The 13914-nt window shown below is 72.8% G+C and carries 12 protein-coding genes; 6 read left to right on the forward strand and 6 right to left on the reverse strand.

Features of this window, described 5'->3' with window-relative positions:
• Positions 1–2 precede the first annotated feature (2 nt).
• The 6 genes from OIE53_RS08505 to OIE53_RS08530 all read right to left on the reverse strand — a co-directional run bounded on the left by OIE53_RS08505 (position 3) and on the right by OIE53_RS08530 (position 3926).
• Entirely contained in the window at positions 3–1016 is a 1014-nt protein-coding gene (locus tag OIE53_RS08505; protein ID WP_327026036.1) for an ion transporter, read from the reverse strand.
• A 132-nt stretch (positions 1017–1148) separates the two neighbouring features.
• Positions 1149–1586, reverse strand: a complete 438-nt coding sequence (locus OIE53_RS08510; RefSeq protein ID WP_327026037.1) for a hypothetical protein — start codon at positions 1584–1586, stop codon at positions 1149–1151.
• Positions 1565–1933 (reverse strand): hypothetical protein, encoded by a 369-nt coding sequence (locus OIE53_RS08515; RefSeq protein WP_327026038.1) that lies wholly within the window; start codon positions 1931–1933, stop codon positions 1565–1567. The genes OIE53_RS08510 and OIE53_RS08515 overlap by 22 nt, the downstream gene beginning before the upstream one ends.
• 60 nt (positions 1934–1993) lie before the next feature.
• Positions 1994–2674, reverse strand: a complete 681-nt coding sequence (locus OIE53_RS08520) for an ABC transporter permease (RefSeq protein WP_327026039.1) — start codon at positions 2672–2674, stop codon at positions 1994–1996.
• Complete coding sequence (locus tag OIE53_RS08525; RefSeq protein ID WP_327026040.1) at positions 2671–3387, reverse strand: ABC transporter ATP-binding protein; 717 nt, start codon at positions 3385–3387, stop codon at positions 2671–2673. The genes OIE53_RS08520 and OIE53_RS08525 overlap by 4 nt, the downstream gene beginning before the upstream one ends.
• Positions 3384–3926 carry a PadR family transcriptional regulator gene (locus OIE53_RS08530; protein ID WP_327026041.1) on the reverse strand — a complete coding sequence of 181 codons (543 nt, stop codon included), beginning with the start codon at positions 3924–3926 and terminating at the stop codon, positions 3384–3386. Before OIE53_RS08530 ends, OIE53_RS08525 begins: the two co-directional genes overlap by 4 nt.
• Positions 3927–4245: 319 nt before the next feature.
• Between OIE53_RS08530 and OIE53_RS08535 the strand changes: the two genes are divergently transcribed.
• The 6 genes from OIE53_RS08535 to lanM are packed head-to-tail and all read left to right on the forward strand — an operon-like array spanning position 4246 to position 13902.
• Positions 4246–4443, forward strand: a complete 198-nt coding sequence (locus tag OIE53_RS08535) for a hypothetical protein (protein WP_327026042.1) — start codon at positions 4246–4248, stop codon at positions 4441–4443.
• A gap of 5 nt (positions 4444–4448) precedes the next feature.
• The gene (locus OIE53_RS08540) at positions 4449–5705 is read left to right on the forward strand and encodes a cytochrome P450 (protein WP_327026043.1); all 1257 of its coding nucleotides are present in this window, start codon (positions 4449–4451) and stop codon (positions 5703–5705) included.
• Positions 5689–6387: a biotin/lipoyl-containing protein gene (locus tag OIE53_RS08545; RefSeq protein ID WP_327026044.1), complete on the forward strand. Its 699-nt coding sequence runs from the start codon at positions 5689–5691 to the stop codon at positions 6385–6387. Before OIE53_RS08540 ends, OIE53_RS08545 begins: the two co-directional genes overlap by 17 nt.
• Positions 6387–8630, forward strand: a complete 2244-nt coding sequence (locus OIE53_RS08550; RefSeq protein WP_327026045.1) for a peptidase domain-containing ABC transporter — start codon at positions 6387–6389, stop codon at positions 8628–8630. The genes OIE53_RS08545 and OIE53_RS08550 overlap by 1 nt, the downstream gene beginning before the upstream one ends.
• Positions 8627–10759 (forward strand): ATP-binding cassette domain-containing protein, encoded by a 2133-nt coding sequence (locus tag OIE53_RS08555; RefSeq protein ID WP_327026046.1) that lies wholly within the window; start codon positions 8627–8629, stop codon positions 10757–10759. The genes OIE53_RS08550 and OIE53_RS08555 overlap by 4 nt, the downstream gene beginning before the upstream one ends.
• The gene (lanM, locus tag OIE53_RS08560) at positions 10759–13902 is read left to right on the forward strand and encodes a type 2 lanthipeptide synthetase LanM (protein WP_327026047.1); all 3144 of its coding nucleotides are present in this window, start codon (positions 10759–10761) and stop codon (positions 13900–13902) included. Before OIE53_RS08555 ends, lanM begins: the two co-directional genes overlap by 1 nt.
• Positions 13903–13914: the final 12 nt, after the last annotated feature.

Here is a 13914-nt window from a genome sequence, read left to right on the forward strand (position 1 = left end):
CGTCACCGGCGCCGGCGGCGTCCCCTGGTCCGGGACCGCCGCTGCACCGGCGGCTTGGGCAGCACGAGGGTGCCGACCTCGGCGGCCGACCCGGCGTCAACGGCGTCAGCGGCCGAGGCGGCCGGGGCGGCCTCCACCCGACCGGCGGCCGTGCCGATGAGTTCCTGCTCCGGCAGCCGCCGTTCCAGGTCGGCGATGATGGCCTGCACCCGGGCCAACTGCTCACGGACCGACGGCTCCTCCTCGGCGTGCCCACCGGTCGGGCGGTCGCCCCGCTGGGCGGCGACCTGCTCGTCCTGGTGCGCCTCCTGCAGAGCGGTCAGCACCAGACCCACCAGCAGATTGGTCAGCAGGTAGCAGGCGGCCACCATGTAGGAGACGTAGTACAGCACCGCCCAGCCGGTCACCTCACGGCCGGCCTGGAGGGTGTCCGTGATGCCGTCCAGCGACAGCAGCAGGAACAGGGTGAGCATGGCCTGCCCGACGCTGCCGTACTCCTCCGGGTAGGCGGTGCCGAACAGCATCCAGCCCAGCATCGCGTACCCGTACAGCAGCAGGGCGGTGACCAGCAGGAAGCTGGCCAGTCCGGGCAGGCTGCGTCGGATGCCGACCAGGATCACCCGCAGGCTGGGGAACAGTCGGAACGCCCGGACGATGCGGGCCAGCCGCAACAGCCGCAGCAGGGTCACGTTCTCCCGCACCCCGGGCAGCAGCGGAGCGGCCACGATCAGCAGGTCGAAGACGTTCCACCGGTCCCGGAAGAACCCGCCGAAGGTCGGTGCGTGGGCACCGAGACGCACCAGCAGTTCCAGCACGAACAGGGTGAGACAGACGTACTCGACCGCCCGCAACGCGCTGCCCACGATCGCTACGACGACACCGTAGGTCTCCAGGCCCAGGGCCACCGCGTTGACGATGACCACGGCGAAGCTGGCCAGGTTGAACCAGGAGGCGCCGACGAGGGCCTGGCACCGGGCGGCTAGCCGGTGCAACGGACCACGGACAGTGCGCGTCATCTCACTCCTCGCCCGGCTACGACCGGACGGCAGCCTATGACACCCCCGGGGAGGACCCGCATCCGGACCGGCCACAAAGGACAGCAACCTGGTCAGCGCTCCCGACGGTCGCCCACCCCCGACGCCGAGGGCTCAGCCGGCCCGCAGTTCGGCGGGATCGGTGGCGGAGCGATGCATCAGCACGCTCGCCCCGATCACCAGGAGCACGGCCAGCAGCGCGATCGACATCACCGCCCCGACATCGGCCCACGGCACCGAGGTCTGCAGGGTGTGGGTGACCTGGCGGTACTCCAGGTGGCGCTGGGCGTCCGGCCCGGCGCACTCGGCCGGGGTGCCGACGCAGACCATCCGGCTCCAACCCGCGGTGGCGGTCGTCGTGAAGGCCCGCATCCCGGCCAGTCCGACCAGGCCCGCGATGGCGATGCCGGGTACCGCCGGCAGCAGCACCCGCCAGCACAGGGCGCGAGCCAGCACCGCCCTCGGGGTGCCGCCGGCCACCAGGGCGGCGATGGCCCGGCGGCGGGCCACCCCGGCCTCGACCAGAGCGATCAGCAGGGTGAGGGCGGCCACCCCGATGAGACTGACCGCACCGCGTCGACCAGGGTGCGGACCTCCGACCGGAAGGCCGCGGTGCCCCCGAGGTCCAGGGGCGGGGTGTCGTAGCCCAGCGCCGGGTCCAGCATCGCGGCCGTCCGCACCGCCACGTCGGTGTCCAGCCAGGAGTGCAGCATCATCGCGGCGGCACCGAAGGCGGTGACGACCAGGATGACGGTGAAGCTGCGGCTGCCGGCGTGCGGGTCGGCGAGGATCTGCCGGGCCGCGATCAACGCGCTGGGTCGCCGGGTCACCCGCAGCAGCAGCCGGGCGCTGCGGTAGCCGATCCAGGCCACCGTGAACATCAGACCGAGCAGCATCACGACGGTGCAGCCGAGCAGGGCGATGACGAACAGGTCGTCCCGGTTGGCACCGAACCCGCCCTACCGGACGTACTCGCTGCGCATCACCGCACTGATCGACACCAGGCTGGCCAGGCCGAGCCCCAGCAGCAGGGTAGGCCAGGCCCGTACCGGCTGTTGTCGGCTCTGCCGCAGCACCCCGAAGGGGGTGATGGCCACCCGACGCAGCAGGACGACGGTGAGCAGGGTGGTCAGCAACGGCACCCCGAGCGCTACGGCGACGATCACCGTGGTCGACGGCAGCACGTCCGTCGGCAGTGGTCGTACCCCCTCGGGGTTCGGGCGGTCGAGCAGCACCCGCCCGGTGAGGTACCCGACCACGCCGACCACCGAGCCGATCATCGCCGCCAGCCCGGTCTCCACGGCGGCGACCCAGGTGATCTGCCTAGGGGTGGCGCCGGCCATCCGCAGGGCCGCCAGTCGGCGGTTGCGGGCGGGCGCCCCGAGTCGGGCGCACTGTGCCACCAGGAACAGGATCGGGATGCTGCACAGCAGCATCGCCACGGCGACATTGAGCAGGAGGCTCGGCTGGGTGAGCATCCGGTTGTGGTACCGCCCGACGGCCGGATCGATGGCCAGCACGGTGGCGCAGCAGAGCAGCACCAGCACCGCGATCGCCGCACCGGCCGCGGTGACCGGCACCCGAGCCCGGTCCGTGCGGGTACCGACGAAAGCCAGGCGGAACAGGCTGGCCGATCTCACCGCGCCTCCTCCCGGGCCAGAACCCGACCGCCGCCGTGGAAGCGGCCGTCGCTGTCGACCCGGCCGTCGCGCAGGGTGATCTCCCGATCGGCGTACGCGGCCACCTGCGCGTTGTGGGTCACCACCAGCACGGTGGTGCCGTGCTGGCGGGCCAGCCGGACCAACTCCACCATGACCTGTTCACCGGCCAGGCTGTCCAGGGCCCCGGTCGGTTCGTCCGCGAAGAGCACCTGAGGTTCGGTGACCAGGGCGCGGGCCAGGGCCACCCGCTGCTGCTGGCCGCCGGACATCTCACCGGGGCGTTTGTCGGCCAGGTCGCCGACGGCCAGCCGGTCGAGCAGGTCCTGGGCCCGCCGGGCCGCCTCCCGGTAGCGCAGGCCGCCGAGTTGCAGCGGCAGGGTCACGTTCTCGATCCCGGTCAGCTTCGGCACGACCTGGCCGAACTGGAACAACACCCCGAAGACGGTACGACGCAACCGGGAGCGCTCCGCCTCACCATCGGCGCTGATCTCCCGCTCCTGGAACCACACCCTGCCCCGTTCGGGGCGCAGGATGCCGGACAGGCAGTGCAGCAGGGTCGACTTGCCGCAGCCGCTGGGGCCGGTGACCGCGACGATCTCACCCGGGTCCACCTGCAACGACACGTCCCGCAGGGCGGGGGTCGGCCCGTACCACTTCTCGATGTGCTCCGCCCGCAGGATGGCCTCGGTCACGACCGTACCTCCGCCCGGAGCTGGCTGATCCGGTCCATCGTGGTGGCCATCCAGCGCAGGTCGGCGTCGAGGTGGTTGAGCAGGTAGTCGGCGGCGGCCAGCTCGGTCACCGAAGCCTGTCCGCCGGTCTTGACCGCGGTCAGCTCCCGCATCCGGGCCAGGTGGGCGGCGCGCTGCGCGGCCAGGAACGACCGGGCGGTGCCTTCGTCCGGGGTGGCGAGCAGCGCCACGATGACCTTCACGAACAGCTCGGCGGAGATGTGCACCGCCGGCGGCATCACCTGGCTGAGCCACCCGTCGAGTTCGGTCCTGCCCTGCGGGGTCAGCCGGTAGGCCACCCGATCCGGCCCGCCTGCCCGCTCGTGCGCCGCTTCCGCGATGTGTCCGTCGCGGAGCATCCGGGCCAGTGTGGTGTAGAGCTGCCCGAAGGCCAGCGGCCGGACTCCGAACAGCCTGCGGTCATGCTCACGCTTGAGCTCATAACCGTGGCTGACCCCCTGCGCCGCAAGCACCCCGAGCAGAACATGCGTGGTCGACATGCCTCCACTATTCCCCTAAGGAATAGTCTCGTCAACACCGGGGAGAGGGGCGGGGTGGCGTGGGGGCATGACAACTGTCATGGGTGGGAGGTGCACGGTGCCCTACCGCTGGTGACGGCGGGGGGAAACACTGATCCGCAACGCAGCCGAAACACCAGAGGTACGGAAGGCGATCGGGGAAGAAGCCGGACTGGGCCCCTCGCGGGACAGCCGGGACATGAAACAGCTGTGGGTAGTCCAGATACCCACAGCTGACTTCATCCTATCCGCAATCGCCGCTCCGTGCAGGGAACCAGATGCGCCACTTCGGGAGAGACACATGCGCGACTTCGGAGCAGACACCGTCAGCGTGATTCGGGCGCGGGCCGCCGCGCTCGCGGCCTCCTGGTTGGACGGCGCCGCCGGGGCACCTCAGGACATCCTGCGAGTGGACAACCTGGCCGGTGAGCCCACCGAGCCGGTTCCGTGCTTCTGCCTCGGCACGTTCTGCTGGGTCAACACCCAACTGGCGGAGTAACACCGATGTCCGGCCTGCCCGCCACGGGTCGCGCGTTGCTGCTCGACCCGTCCACCCGAGACGACCCGAGCCGGTACGGGCGACTGCTCGCCGAGGCGCCGGTGCTGCGTACCGGCGGGTTGTGGCTGGTGTCGGGCTACCAGCAGGTGTCGAGACTGGCCGGGGACCCCCGACTGGTGATCGACCCACGGGCCGGAGACCCGCCGTTGCCCCTGACCCAGTCCGAACAACTGGAACTGATCTTCGGACGGATGCTGAGCTTCCGCGACGGTGCCCCCCACCGCCGCCTGCGGCAGCTCGTGTCCGGGGCGTTCAGCGCCCGCCGCACCGGCGGCCTGGAGGAGACCGTACGCGCCCTGGTCGCCGACCTGATCTCGCAGGCGACGGCCGGCGGTCCGGAGTTCGACCTGGTGCCGGCGGTCGCCGAGCGGCTGCCGGTGCTCACCACCTGCCGACTGCTGGACCTACCGGCCGACAGTTGGGCCCAGGTCGACCGGTGGGCCCGCACCCTCACCGGTCAACTCTTCCGCTTCGGTCAGAGCGCCGAGGAGTTGGCCGAGGTGCACCGGCAGGTCGACCAGCTGCTGCGGTTCATCGAGGAGCTGGCCGTGGCCCGCCGCAACCGCACCGGGGACCTGGTTGCCGAGCTGTTCGGGGCCGCCAGCGGTACGGATGCCCGGCTCAGCCCGGAGGAGTTCGTCTCGTTCGTGGTGCTGCTGTTCATCAACGGCCTGGAAACCGCCACCGCGGCCATCTCGATCTGTGTGGCGCAACTGCTGGACCGACCAGAGCTGGCCGCCGGGCTGCGCCGGGACCCCGATCACGCCCTGGAAGTGGTGGACGAGTGCCTGCGGCTGCACAGCCCGGTCTGGTTGGCCGCCCGCCGGGCGGTAGCGCCGATCGAGGTGGAGGGTCAGGTGATCGAGGCCAACGATCCGGTGTTCCTGCTCTGGGCGGTGGCCAACCGGGACCCGGCGGTCTTCGCGCACCCGGACCGGTTCCGACCCGGTCGGCCCGGTCGACACCTGGCCTTCGGGCGCGGACCTCACCACTGCCTGGGGGCGGCCATGGCCCGTATCCAGGCCGCCGAGGTGCTGCGACACCTGGCCGCGTACGAGGGTCTGCGGGCCGGGCCCGGCCCGGCCCGACGCCGGCACACCCCCGCCCTGCAGACGTACGACTCACTGCCGGTGACGGTGACCCCGGCCGGTGAACCCCTGCCGATCCGAGCGGAGGCGAGGCACCATGCCACGAACCGGTGAACTGGACGACGTCGTACGCCTGACCACCCGGCGTAGCTGGGCCCTGCTGACGGCCGTACTCCTGGCCCTCGGTGTCGGCGGGACCTGGGCCGTGGTGGCCCGGATCGAGTCGACGGTGTCCCTGGAGGGCATCCTGCTGGCCGGGCGCGGCCCGGCCCTGGTCACCGCCCCGGTCACGGCCACGGTCGCCTCGGTCGAGGCGGTCCCCGGCCGACCGGTGGCGGCCGGACAGGTGCTGCTGACCCTGCGTGGCGAGGACGAGACCATCGAGGTGACCAGCCCGGTAGCCGGAATCCTGAGCACCCTGACCGTCCGGCCCGGCGCCTCGGTCAAGGGCGGGGCCACCCTCGGCGCCGTCGACCGGGCCGAGCAACGACTCTCCGCCCTGCTGCTGCTGGACGCCGGTCAACCGGCCGCCATCCCGGCCGGGACTCCGGTGCGCGGCGCCGGGTTGACCGGCACGGTCACCCAGGTCGAGGCGTACCCGCTGAGCACGACCGACCTGGCCGACCGGTACGGGATTCCTCGGCTGCCCGGGTATCCCGACGAGCGGCTGGTCCGGCCGGTCCTGGTCGACCTGGGGGTGTCCGCCTGGCCGGGCGCCACCCTGACCCCCGTCCGCATGGACCTCATCGTCGGCACCGACCGGCCCCTGGACGTCCTGCTCGGAGGTGGTCAGTGATGGTCGTTCTGGCCGACAACCAGACCACCGCCCCCCGGGCGGAGGAACCCCAGCCCCAGCCACGTCGGCAGCGGGCGGTACGCACCGTCGAGACCCCCCAGATGGAGGACGCCGACTGCGGCGCGGCCTGCCTGAGCATCATCCTCAACCACCACGGTCGACGGGTGCCGTTGGCCGAGCTGCGGGACCGCTGCGGGGTGGGTCGGGACGGGATGACCGCCTCCGGGTTCGGTCGGGCCGCCGCCGGGTACGGGCTGAAGGTCACCGGCCGGTGGATCGACACCTCCGACCTGGACATGGCCTCCCGGCTGCCGGTGCCGGCGGTGGTGCTGCTCGACGGCCGGCACTACGCGGTGCTGGAGGGTGTCCGGCGGGGCCGGGCCTGGATCAACGACCCGGCGGTGGGCCGCCTGCCGTTGACCCCGGCCGAGTTCGCCACCCGGGCCAACGGCCCGGTGCTGATCGCCAGCCGGACCCCGGAGTTCGAGCCGGGGGGTGACCGCTGGCCCTTCGCCCGCGCGGTGGCCCAGCGGATCCGACCGTACGCACCGATGATCCTCGCCGGGGCCCTGCTCGGCGCCGTCGCCGCGGTGCCGACCCTGCTGGCCTCGATGTCCATGCGGGCCGTGCTCAACCGGGTGCTGATCATCGGCGACCTGGCCTGGCGCCCGGCGCTGCTGGCCATCCTGGTCGGTGGCGCGCTGCTGGCGGCCCTGGCCGGGTGGGCCCAGCAGCGCCTCTTCGCCACCGCCCTGGCGGTGATGGCCACCCGGTTCTCCAGCCGCTACCTGACCGCCCTGCTGCGGCTGCCCGGGGAGTTCTTCCACCGTCGGCACCTCAGCGGCCTGGTGAACCGGACCCAGATGAACGACGGCCTGGCCATCGCGCTGTCCGAGCGGGTCGTGCTGCCCGCCGCGGCGGCCGTGACCGTGGCCGGATACGGGCTGTTCATCGGCTACCTGGCCCCCCGGTTGCTGGTGGTGATGTCGCTGGCGATGGCGGCGCAGATCGTGCTGCTGAACCTGGTACGACGGCGGGCCGGTCCGCACCAGCAACGGCTGCTGTTCGAGCAGCTACGGCGGGACAGCACCGCCCACAGCGGACTGAAGATGATCGAGGCGGTCAAGGCCGACGGCGCCGAGCGGTGGCTGTTCGCCTCCTGGGCCCGATCGGCCGGCCGGACCATGGACGCCGCCAACGCGCTGGCCTCGGCCACCCTGGGGGTGATGGCGCTCAGTGCGGCGGTCGGCCCGGCCGCCCTGGCCGGACTGGCCCTGGTCGGCGCGCACGACGTCGCCGGCGGCCGGATCGACCTCGGTACCCTGCTCACCGCCCAACTGGTGGGTGGGGCGATGCTCGCTCCCCTGGGGCTGCTGGTCGGGTTGGGCTCGGAGATCCAGGTGACCCGGGTGCACGTCTCCGTGATCGACGACGCCCTGGCGGCCACCCCGCATCCGGCCCGCGCCACCGTGCTGGAGCCGAACGCCGCCCCGGAACCGGAGCAGCCCTCCCGGCTGTCCGGGCGCATCGAGTTCGACCGGGTCAGCTTCGGCTACGACCGGCACCGTCCGCCCCTGGTCCGGGACATCTCCTTCACGGCCGAACCCGGTCAGTGGGTGGCCCTGGTCGGGGTCAGCGGCAGCGGCAAGTCCACCCTGGCCAGGCTGGCCGTCGGGGCGGCGCAGCCGTGGGAGGGGGCGGTGCTGCTCGACGGGCGGCCCCGGGAGACCTACTCCCGCCGTACCCTGGCCGCCTCGATCGGCTACGTGGAGCAACAGCTGCGACTCTTCGAGGGCAACCTGCGCGACAACCTGACCCTGTGGGATCCGACCCTGCCGGAGGAGCGGCTGCGCGCCGCCCTGATCGACGCCGGCATCGACCGGTTGGTCGAGCAGCGGGGCGGCCTGGACAGCGGGGCGGTCAGCGAACACGCCCGCAACCTGTCCGGCGGGGAGCAGCAGCGGCTGGAGCTGGCCCGGGCCCTGGCGGCCGACCCGCCCCTGCTGGTGCTCGACGAGGCGACCAGCGCCCTGGACGCGAGTACGGAGTTCGCGGTCCTACAGGCCCTTCGCCAGCGCGGGGTGACCTGCATGTTCATCGCCCACCGGATCTCCACCGTGCGGGACGCCGACCTGATCCTGGTGCTGGACCGGGGCGAGATCGTGCAGCGCGGCACCCACTCCGAGCTGATCGAAGCCGACGGTGTCTACCGGCGGCTGGCCACCGATGGGCGGACGAAATGACCACCGTCGACCCCCTCACCCTGGACACCCCGACGCACCGGGCCGCCGCGGATCTCGCTGCGGTCGACGAGGCCTGGCGGCGGCTCGCCGCTGCCGCCGCCGAGCGGCCCGAACGACCGGACGACGACGCCGCGCGGACCCTGGCCGCCCACTACGACCTGCCGCAGCCCGCCCCGGGCCTGGGCCTGGTCGCCGCGCTGCGGGCCGCCGGACTGCACTGGACCGAGGTACGCCTAGACGGCCGCTGGTACCGCCACGGTGCCGCCCCGTTGATCGTCTTCCCAGTCGAGGGGCCGGCCGTGGCGCTGCTGCCGGCCCGGCGCGGCTACCGCACCCCTGAGGGGCGCCCGGTCACCGCGACCGTCGCGGCGCAGTACGAGCAGACCGCCTGGCAGGTCTATCCCCCGTTGTCCCCGAACCAGCCGGTCACCGCCCGAGGGCTGCTGCGGTTCGCCGCCCACGGTGCCGGCCCCGACCTGGGTTTCCTGCTGTCGGCCGGGCTGCTCGCCGCCCTGATCGGTGGTGTCCTGCCGTTCCTGTCCGCCTGGATCATCATCGGGGTGGCCGGGGGCAGCGTCGGCGGTCAACTGCTGTGGAGCCTGGCCGCCCTGATCGCCGGCTTCGTGGTGTCCAACGCCCTGCTGCTGTCGGCCCGTAACGCCGCCCTGGTCCGGCTCCAGGGTCGACTGCAACTGCGCCTGGAACCGGCGGTCTGGTCGCATCTGCTCAGCCGGGACGTCCGGGCGCTGGAGGAGATGGGCACCAGCGACCTGGTCCAGCGGGCCAACTCGGTCACCGAGATGCGCAAGGCCCTGTCCGACAGCGTCGCCGCCGGGGTGCTCGGCAGCGCCTTCGGCCTGGTCAGCCTGGCCGCCCTGATCGTCGTGGACCCACTGGTCGGTGGGTGCGTGCTCGGCGCCACCGTTGTGCTGATGGCGGTGGCGAGCTACGCCGCCATCCGTCAGCAACGCCACGAGCTGGCCAACCGGGAGGCCTTCGCGGCCGTGGCCGGCTTCCTGCACACCGCCCTGCTGGCGATCGAGAAGATCCAGGTGGCGGCGCGTGAGGAGCGGGTCTTCGCCGGCTGGGCGCAACGGTATGCCCGGCAGCGCCGCACGGACGCGGAGACCCTGCGGTGGCAGGCCCGGGTGGCGGCCTGCGCGGCGGCCCTGCAACCTACCCTGCTGGCCACCCTCGGCATCGTGGTGACCCTGCGGCAGGATGTCGCCCTCGGCACCTTCGTCGCGGCCAGCATCGCGGTGGGGCAGTTCGCCGCCTCGGTGGGGATGCTCCAGGGGGGCGTGATCTCGGCCTTCTCGCTGGTCGCCGCGTACCGTCGGCTGGCACCGGTGCTGGCGGCGGCCCCGGACGTGGCACCGGAGGCCGCCGACCCCGGCCGGTTGCAGGGCCGGGTGCAGTTGCACGAGGTCACCTTCACCTACCCCGGCACCGGCCGACCCGTCCTGGACCGGGTCAGCATCACCGCCGAGCCGGGCGAGTTCGTCGCCGTCGTCGGCCCCTCCGGCGCCGGCAAGTCCACCCTGATCCGCCTGCTGCTGGGTCTGGTACCCCCCAGCTCCGGTGCGGTCCGCTACGACGGCCGGGACCTGTCCGAGTTGGACGTACGGGCGGTCCGGGCCCAGCTGGGGGTGGTGCTCCAGCAGGCCCGGGCGGTCCGCGGCTCGATCCGCGACAACGTGGCCGCCGGCACCGAGGACCTCACCGACGAGGGGGTGTGGCAGGCCCTGCGGCTGGCCGGTCTGGCCGAGGAGGTCCGGGCCATGCCGATGGGGCTGCACACCATGGTCAGCGAGGACAACAAGGCCTTCTCCGGCGGCCAGATCCAGCGGCTGATGCTGGCTCGCGCCCTGGCCAAGCAGCCACCGGTGCTGGTGCTCGATGAAGCCACCAGCGCCTTGGACAACATCACCCAGCGTACGGTGACCGACCGCATCGCCGAACTCAACGTCACCCGGATCGTCGTCGCACACCGACTCAGCACCATCCGAGCCGCCCACCGCATCTACGTGCTCGACAACGGACGGATCGCGGCCGAGGGCACCTTCGACGATCTGGTCGCCACCGCACCGCTGTTCGCACGACTCGTCGCCAGGCAGGAGGTCACCTGATGACCACAACCAGCACATCCATCGGTCTGGGTGCCATGTCCGCACCCGACACCCTGCTCGGCCTCGGCGGTGCCGACGAACGGCTGCTCAGCGTCATCGCGTTGGCGGCACCGTTCGACGAGCGGGAGGCCGGGGTCTACTTCGCCCCGGTACGCTCCGGGGGCCGCCGCAAGCTGGCCGAACGTTCCCAGCGGTGGCTGCGCTCCGCGGTCGCCGAGGACGACGTGTCCCTGCGTGCCCTGCTGCTGCACCGCCAGCAGACCAACCGGGATCTGGGCGCCGGGCTGGTCGACGTGGTCGTGCGGGACCCCGGCAAACTGCCCGACTGGGCGTACGCCCTGGTGGACTTCCTGCTGGCCCAGCCGCCCACGGCCGCGCAGGATCCGGCCGCCGAACTCGTCGGCGGGGTCTTCGTCTCCTTCCAGCGGGCGGCGGCCCGGCTGACCGGGCTGCGGCAGAACATGCTGCGCGGGGTGGCCCTGACCCCGGAGGCCGCCGACGACGTCACCGGCCAACTGGTGCAACGTCTGATCAAGGTGTGCCACGCCGCGCTCGCCTTCGAACTCCAGATCGCCGACGGCTCGACCACCCCGGTCAACTGGTACGGCCGGGCCGGCATCGACGTCAGCCGGCTGGGTTGGCTGGGCCGGCTGGAAGGGCTGCCCGGTCTGGCGTACCTGATCGGGGTCACCTGCCTGAACTACAAGCGGGCCGTCGGGGAGGTCTTCGACCGGCTGCACCAGGACCTGCCGATGCTGCGCCGAGAACTGTGGGCCTGGGCCGACCCGGGGGCCCTGGCCTCGTACTCCGGGGACTCCGGCGATCTGCACGACAGCGGCCGTACGGTCAGCCTGCTGTCCTTCGTCGGTGGCCAGCGGGTCGTCTACAAGCCCAAGGACCTCAGCAGCGTCGCCGGGTTCATGGATGTGTTGACCTTCCTCAACACCCACGGGCTGCCGCTGGACCTGACCACCCGACAGGTGCTGCTGCGCGACGGCTACGGGTGGGAGGAGTACGTCGTCGCCCGCCCCTGCCGCAGCGGGGAGGACCCGGCCCGGTTCTACCGCCGGCTGGGGATGCTCACCCGGCTGGCCCAGCTGCTGGAATGCCGCGACCTGTGGGCGGACAACCTGATCGCCATCGGGGAACGGCCGATGTTCATCGACCTGGAGAACATCCTTCAGGGTCGGATGCGTAAGCCGGTGCTGCTGGGGGCGCGGGCCGAGGCCCTGTGGCACGAGGTCGAGGAGAGTGTCGCCAAGACCGCCGTGATCTCCTACCCCCGGATCGGGGCCCCCGGCCGACGGGCCCACGACATCGGCTGCTGCGCCCCGATGCAGGAACAGTTGGCGGTCGACTCCGACGGTTTCCCCGAGGGGTGGGAGCCGCCCCCGTACCGGCCGATCGTGGACGGCCGGCCGGTCGACCCGGCGGCGTACGCCGACGAGGTGGTCACCGGGTACCGCGAGATGGACGCCTGCCTGGTCGCCAACGCCCACGCCCTGGCCGCCGAACGCGGCCCGCTGCACCTGCTGTCCCGGGCCCGGGTCCGCTACATCTGGCGCAGCACCTGGGACTACCTGTCGGTGTTGCAGGTGGCCTCCGGGCCGCTGGCGTTGACCGACGGGGTGGCCCGGGAGATCGTGCTGGCCCGGCTGTTCCGGGGGGCCCGCGAGGTGCTGCGCACCGACCCGCGCCGCACCGACAGCCTGGAGATGATCGAACGGGAGATCGAGTCCCTGCGTCGGCTGGACATCCCGCTGTTCCAGTCCGAGCCGATGACCTCGACCGTACGCACCCCGGAGGGTTCCCGGGTGGAGAACCACTTCTCCGGCACCGCCTGGCAGCGGCTGCGGGCCCGGCTGGACGAGCTCATCGAGCGGGCCGAGTGCGGCACCCCGATGCCGGAGGAGGCCCTGGCGGCCTGTCTGGACTTCGCCTCCGGCGGCCGACCGGTCTGGACCCCGCCGCCCGGGGACCCCGACGGTCGCCGGGATCCGGCCCAGCTGGGCATCTCCGTCTACCACCCGAGGATGCTGCGCGCCGAGGTCGACCACGACCAACTGCTGGCGGGGGCCTGCGCGGCGGCCGATGACATCATCGCCGCGGCCCTGCCGGTCGGCGACGGGCAGCACGGCTGGGTCGGGGCGGTCCACTACCCCGCTTTCGGTCTGGACCAGCTCGAACCCCTGCACGGCGACCTGCTCACCGGCACCGCCGGGATCGCGGTCTTCCTGGCCGAGCTGTACCAGAGCACCGGCAAGCCGACCTACTGGGCGTTCGCCCAGGACGCCCTGGCGGCCACCACGGAGTTCTCCGCCGTCGCCGGGCAGGCCAGCCTCTACCGGCGGATGGCCGGCGGGCAGCCCCCGGTCGGCGGGTTCGTCGGCGTCGGCGCGACCATCTACGCGCTGGCCCGGTGCGGGCAGGTGATCGGCGATCCGCAGTTGCTGGCCCAGGCCCAGAGCCTGGTGTCCACCGCCGGTGACCTGCTGGACAGCGGGGCCAGTGTGGCCGACCCGGTGACCGGCCGGGCCGGTCTGCTGCTGGCCCTGCTCAAGCTCACCGAGGCGCAGCCCTGCCCGGCGGCCGACGAGCTGGCCGCGCGCCTGTACGAGCAGCTGCTCACCGAGCTGCCGCACGGAGTGCGGTCGGCCTACCCCGCCGGGGTGGCCCTGCTCGACGCGCTGCCGGGCGGGGCACCGGGGGTGGTGATGGCCCTGGCCCGGTACAGCGCCCGGCACGGCCTCAGCACCGACGGCGAGCACCTGGTGCTGTCCGCCGGGTCCACCCCGGGTGCCCGGCTGGCGGCCACCGTGGCCGCGGCCACCCTCGGCCGGCCCCGCCCCGCCGACCCGATGGCCACCACCTCGGCCGGTGCACCCTCCAGTGTCGACCTGCTCAACCGGATCGAGCTGGGCCTGGCGGCCTGGCGGGGCGAGGGAGACGAGCAGTCCCGCACGGCCGCGCACGCCGCGGCCCGGACCCTGCTGAGTCGCCGCGCCGGCCAGGGCCGCTGGTTCCCCGACCGCCGCCGCCCCGACCGGACCCAGCTGTCCGCGGTCGACGGTCTGGCGGCGGCCGGGCTGGCCTGCCTGGCGCTGGCCGAAGAGGACGTTACCTCGCTTCGAGCGATGAGCTGACGGGAGAGATGC

The sequence above is a fragment of the Micromonospora sp. NBC_01739 genome (assembly GCF_035920385.1).
GTDB lineage: Bacteria > Actinomycetota > Actinomycetes > Mycobacteriales > Micromonosporaceae > Micromonospora.

Bases quoted from the DNA above. Each gene is read 5' to 3' on its own strand.
- OIE53_RS08505 (WP_327026036.1), bottom strand. From the start codon at position 1,016: ATGACGCGCACTGTCCGTGGTCCGTTGCACCGGCTAGCCGCCCGGTGC.
- OIE53_RS08530 (WP_327026041.1), bottom strand. From the start codon at position 3,926: ATGTCGACCACGCATGTTCTGCTCGGGGTGCTTGCGGCGCAGGGGGTC.
- OIE53_RS08535 (WP_327026042.1), top strand. From the start codon at position 4,246: ATGCGCGACTTCGGAGCAGACACCGTCAGCGTGATTCGGGCGCGGGCC.
- OIE53_RS08540 (WP_327026043.1), top strand. From the start codon at position 4,449: ATGTCCGGCCTGCCCGCCACGGGTCGCGCGTTGCTGCTCGACCCGTCC.
- OIE53_RS08545 (WP_327026044.1), top strand. From the start codon at position 5,689: ATGCCACGAACCGGTGAACTGGACGACGTCGTACGCCTGACCACCCGG.
- OIE53_RS08550 (WP_327026045.1), top strand. From the start codon at position 6,387: ATGGTCGTTCTGGCCGACAACCAGACCACCGCCCCCCGGGCGGAGGAA.
- OIE53_RS08555 (WP_327026046.1), top strand. From the start codon at position 8,627: ATGACCACCGTCGACCCCCTCACCCTGGACACCCCGACGCACCGGGCC.
- lanM (WP_327026047.1), top strand. From the start codon at position 10,759: ATGACCACAACCAGCACATCCATCGGTCTGGGTGCCATGTCCGCACCC.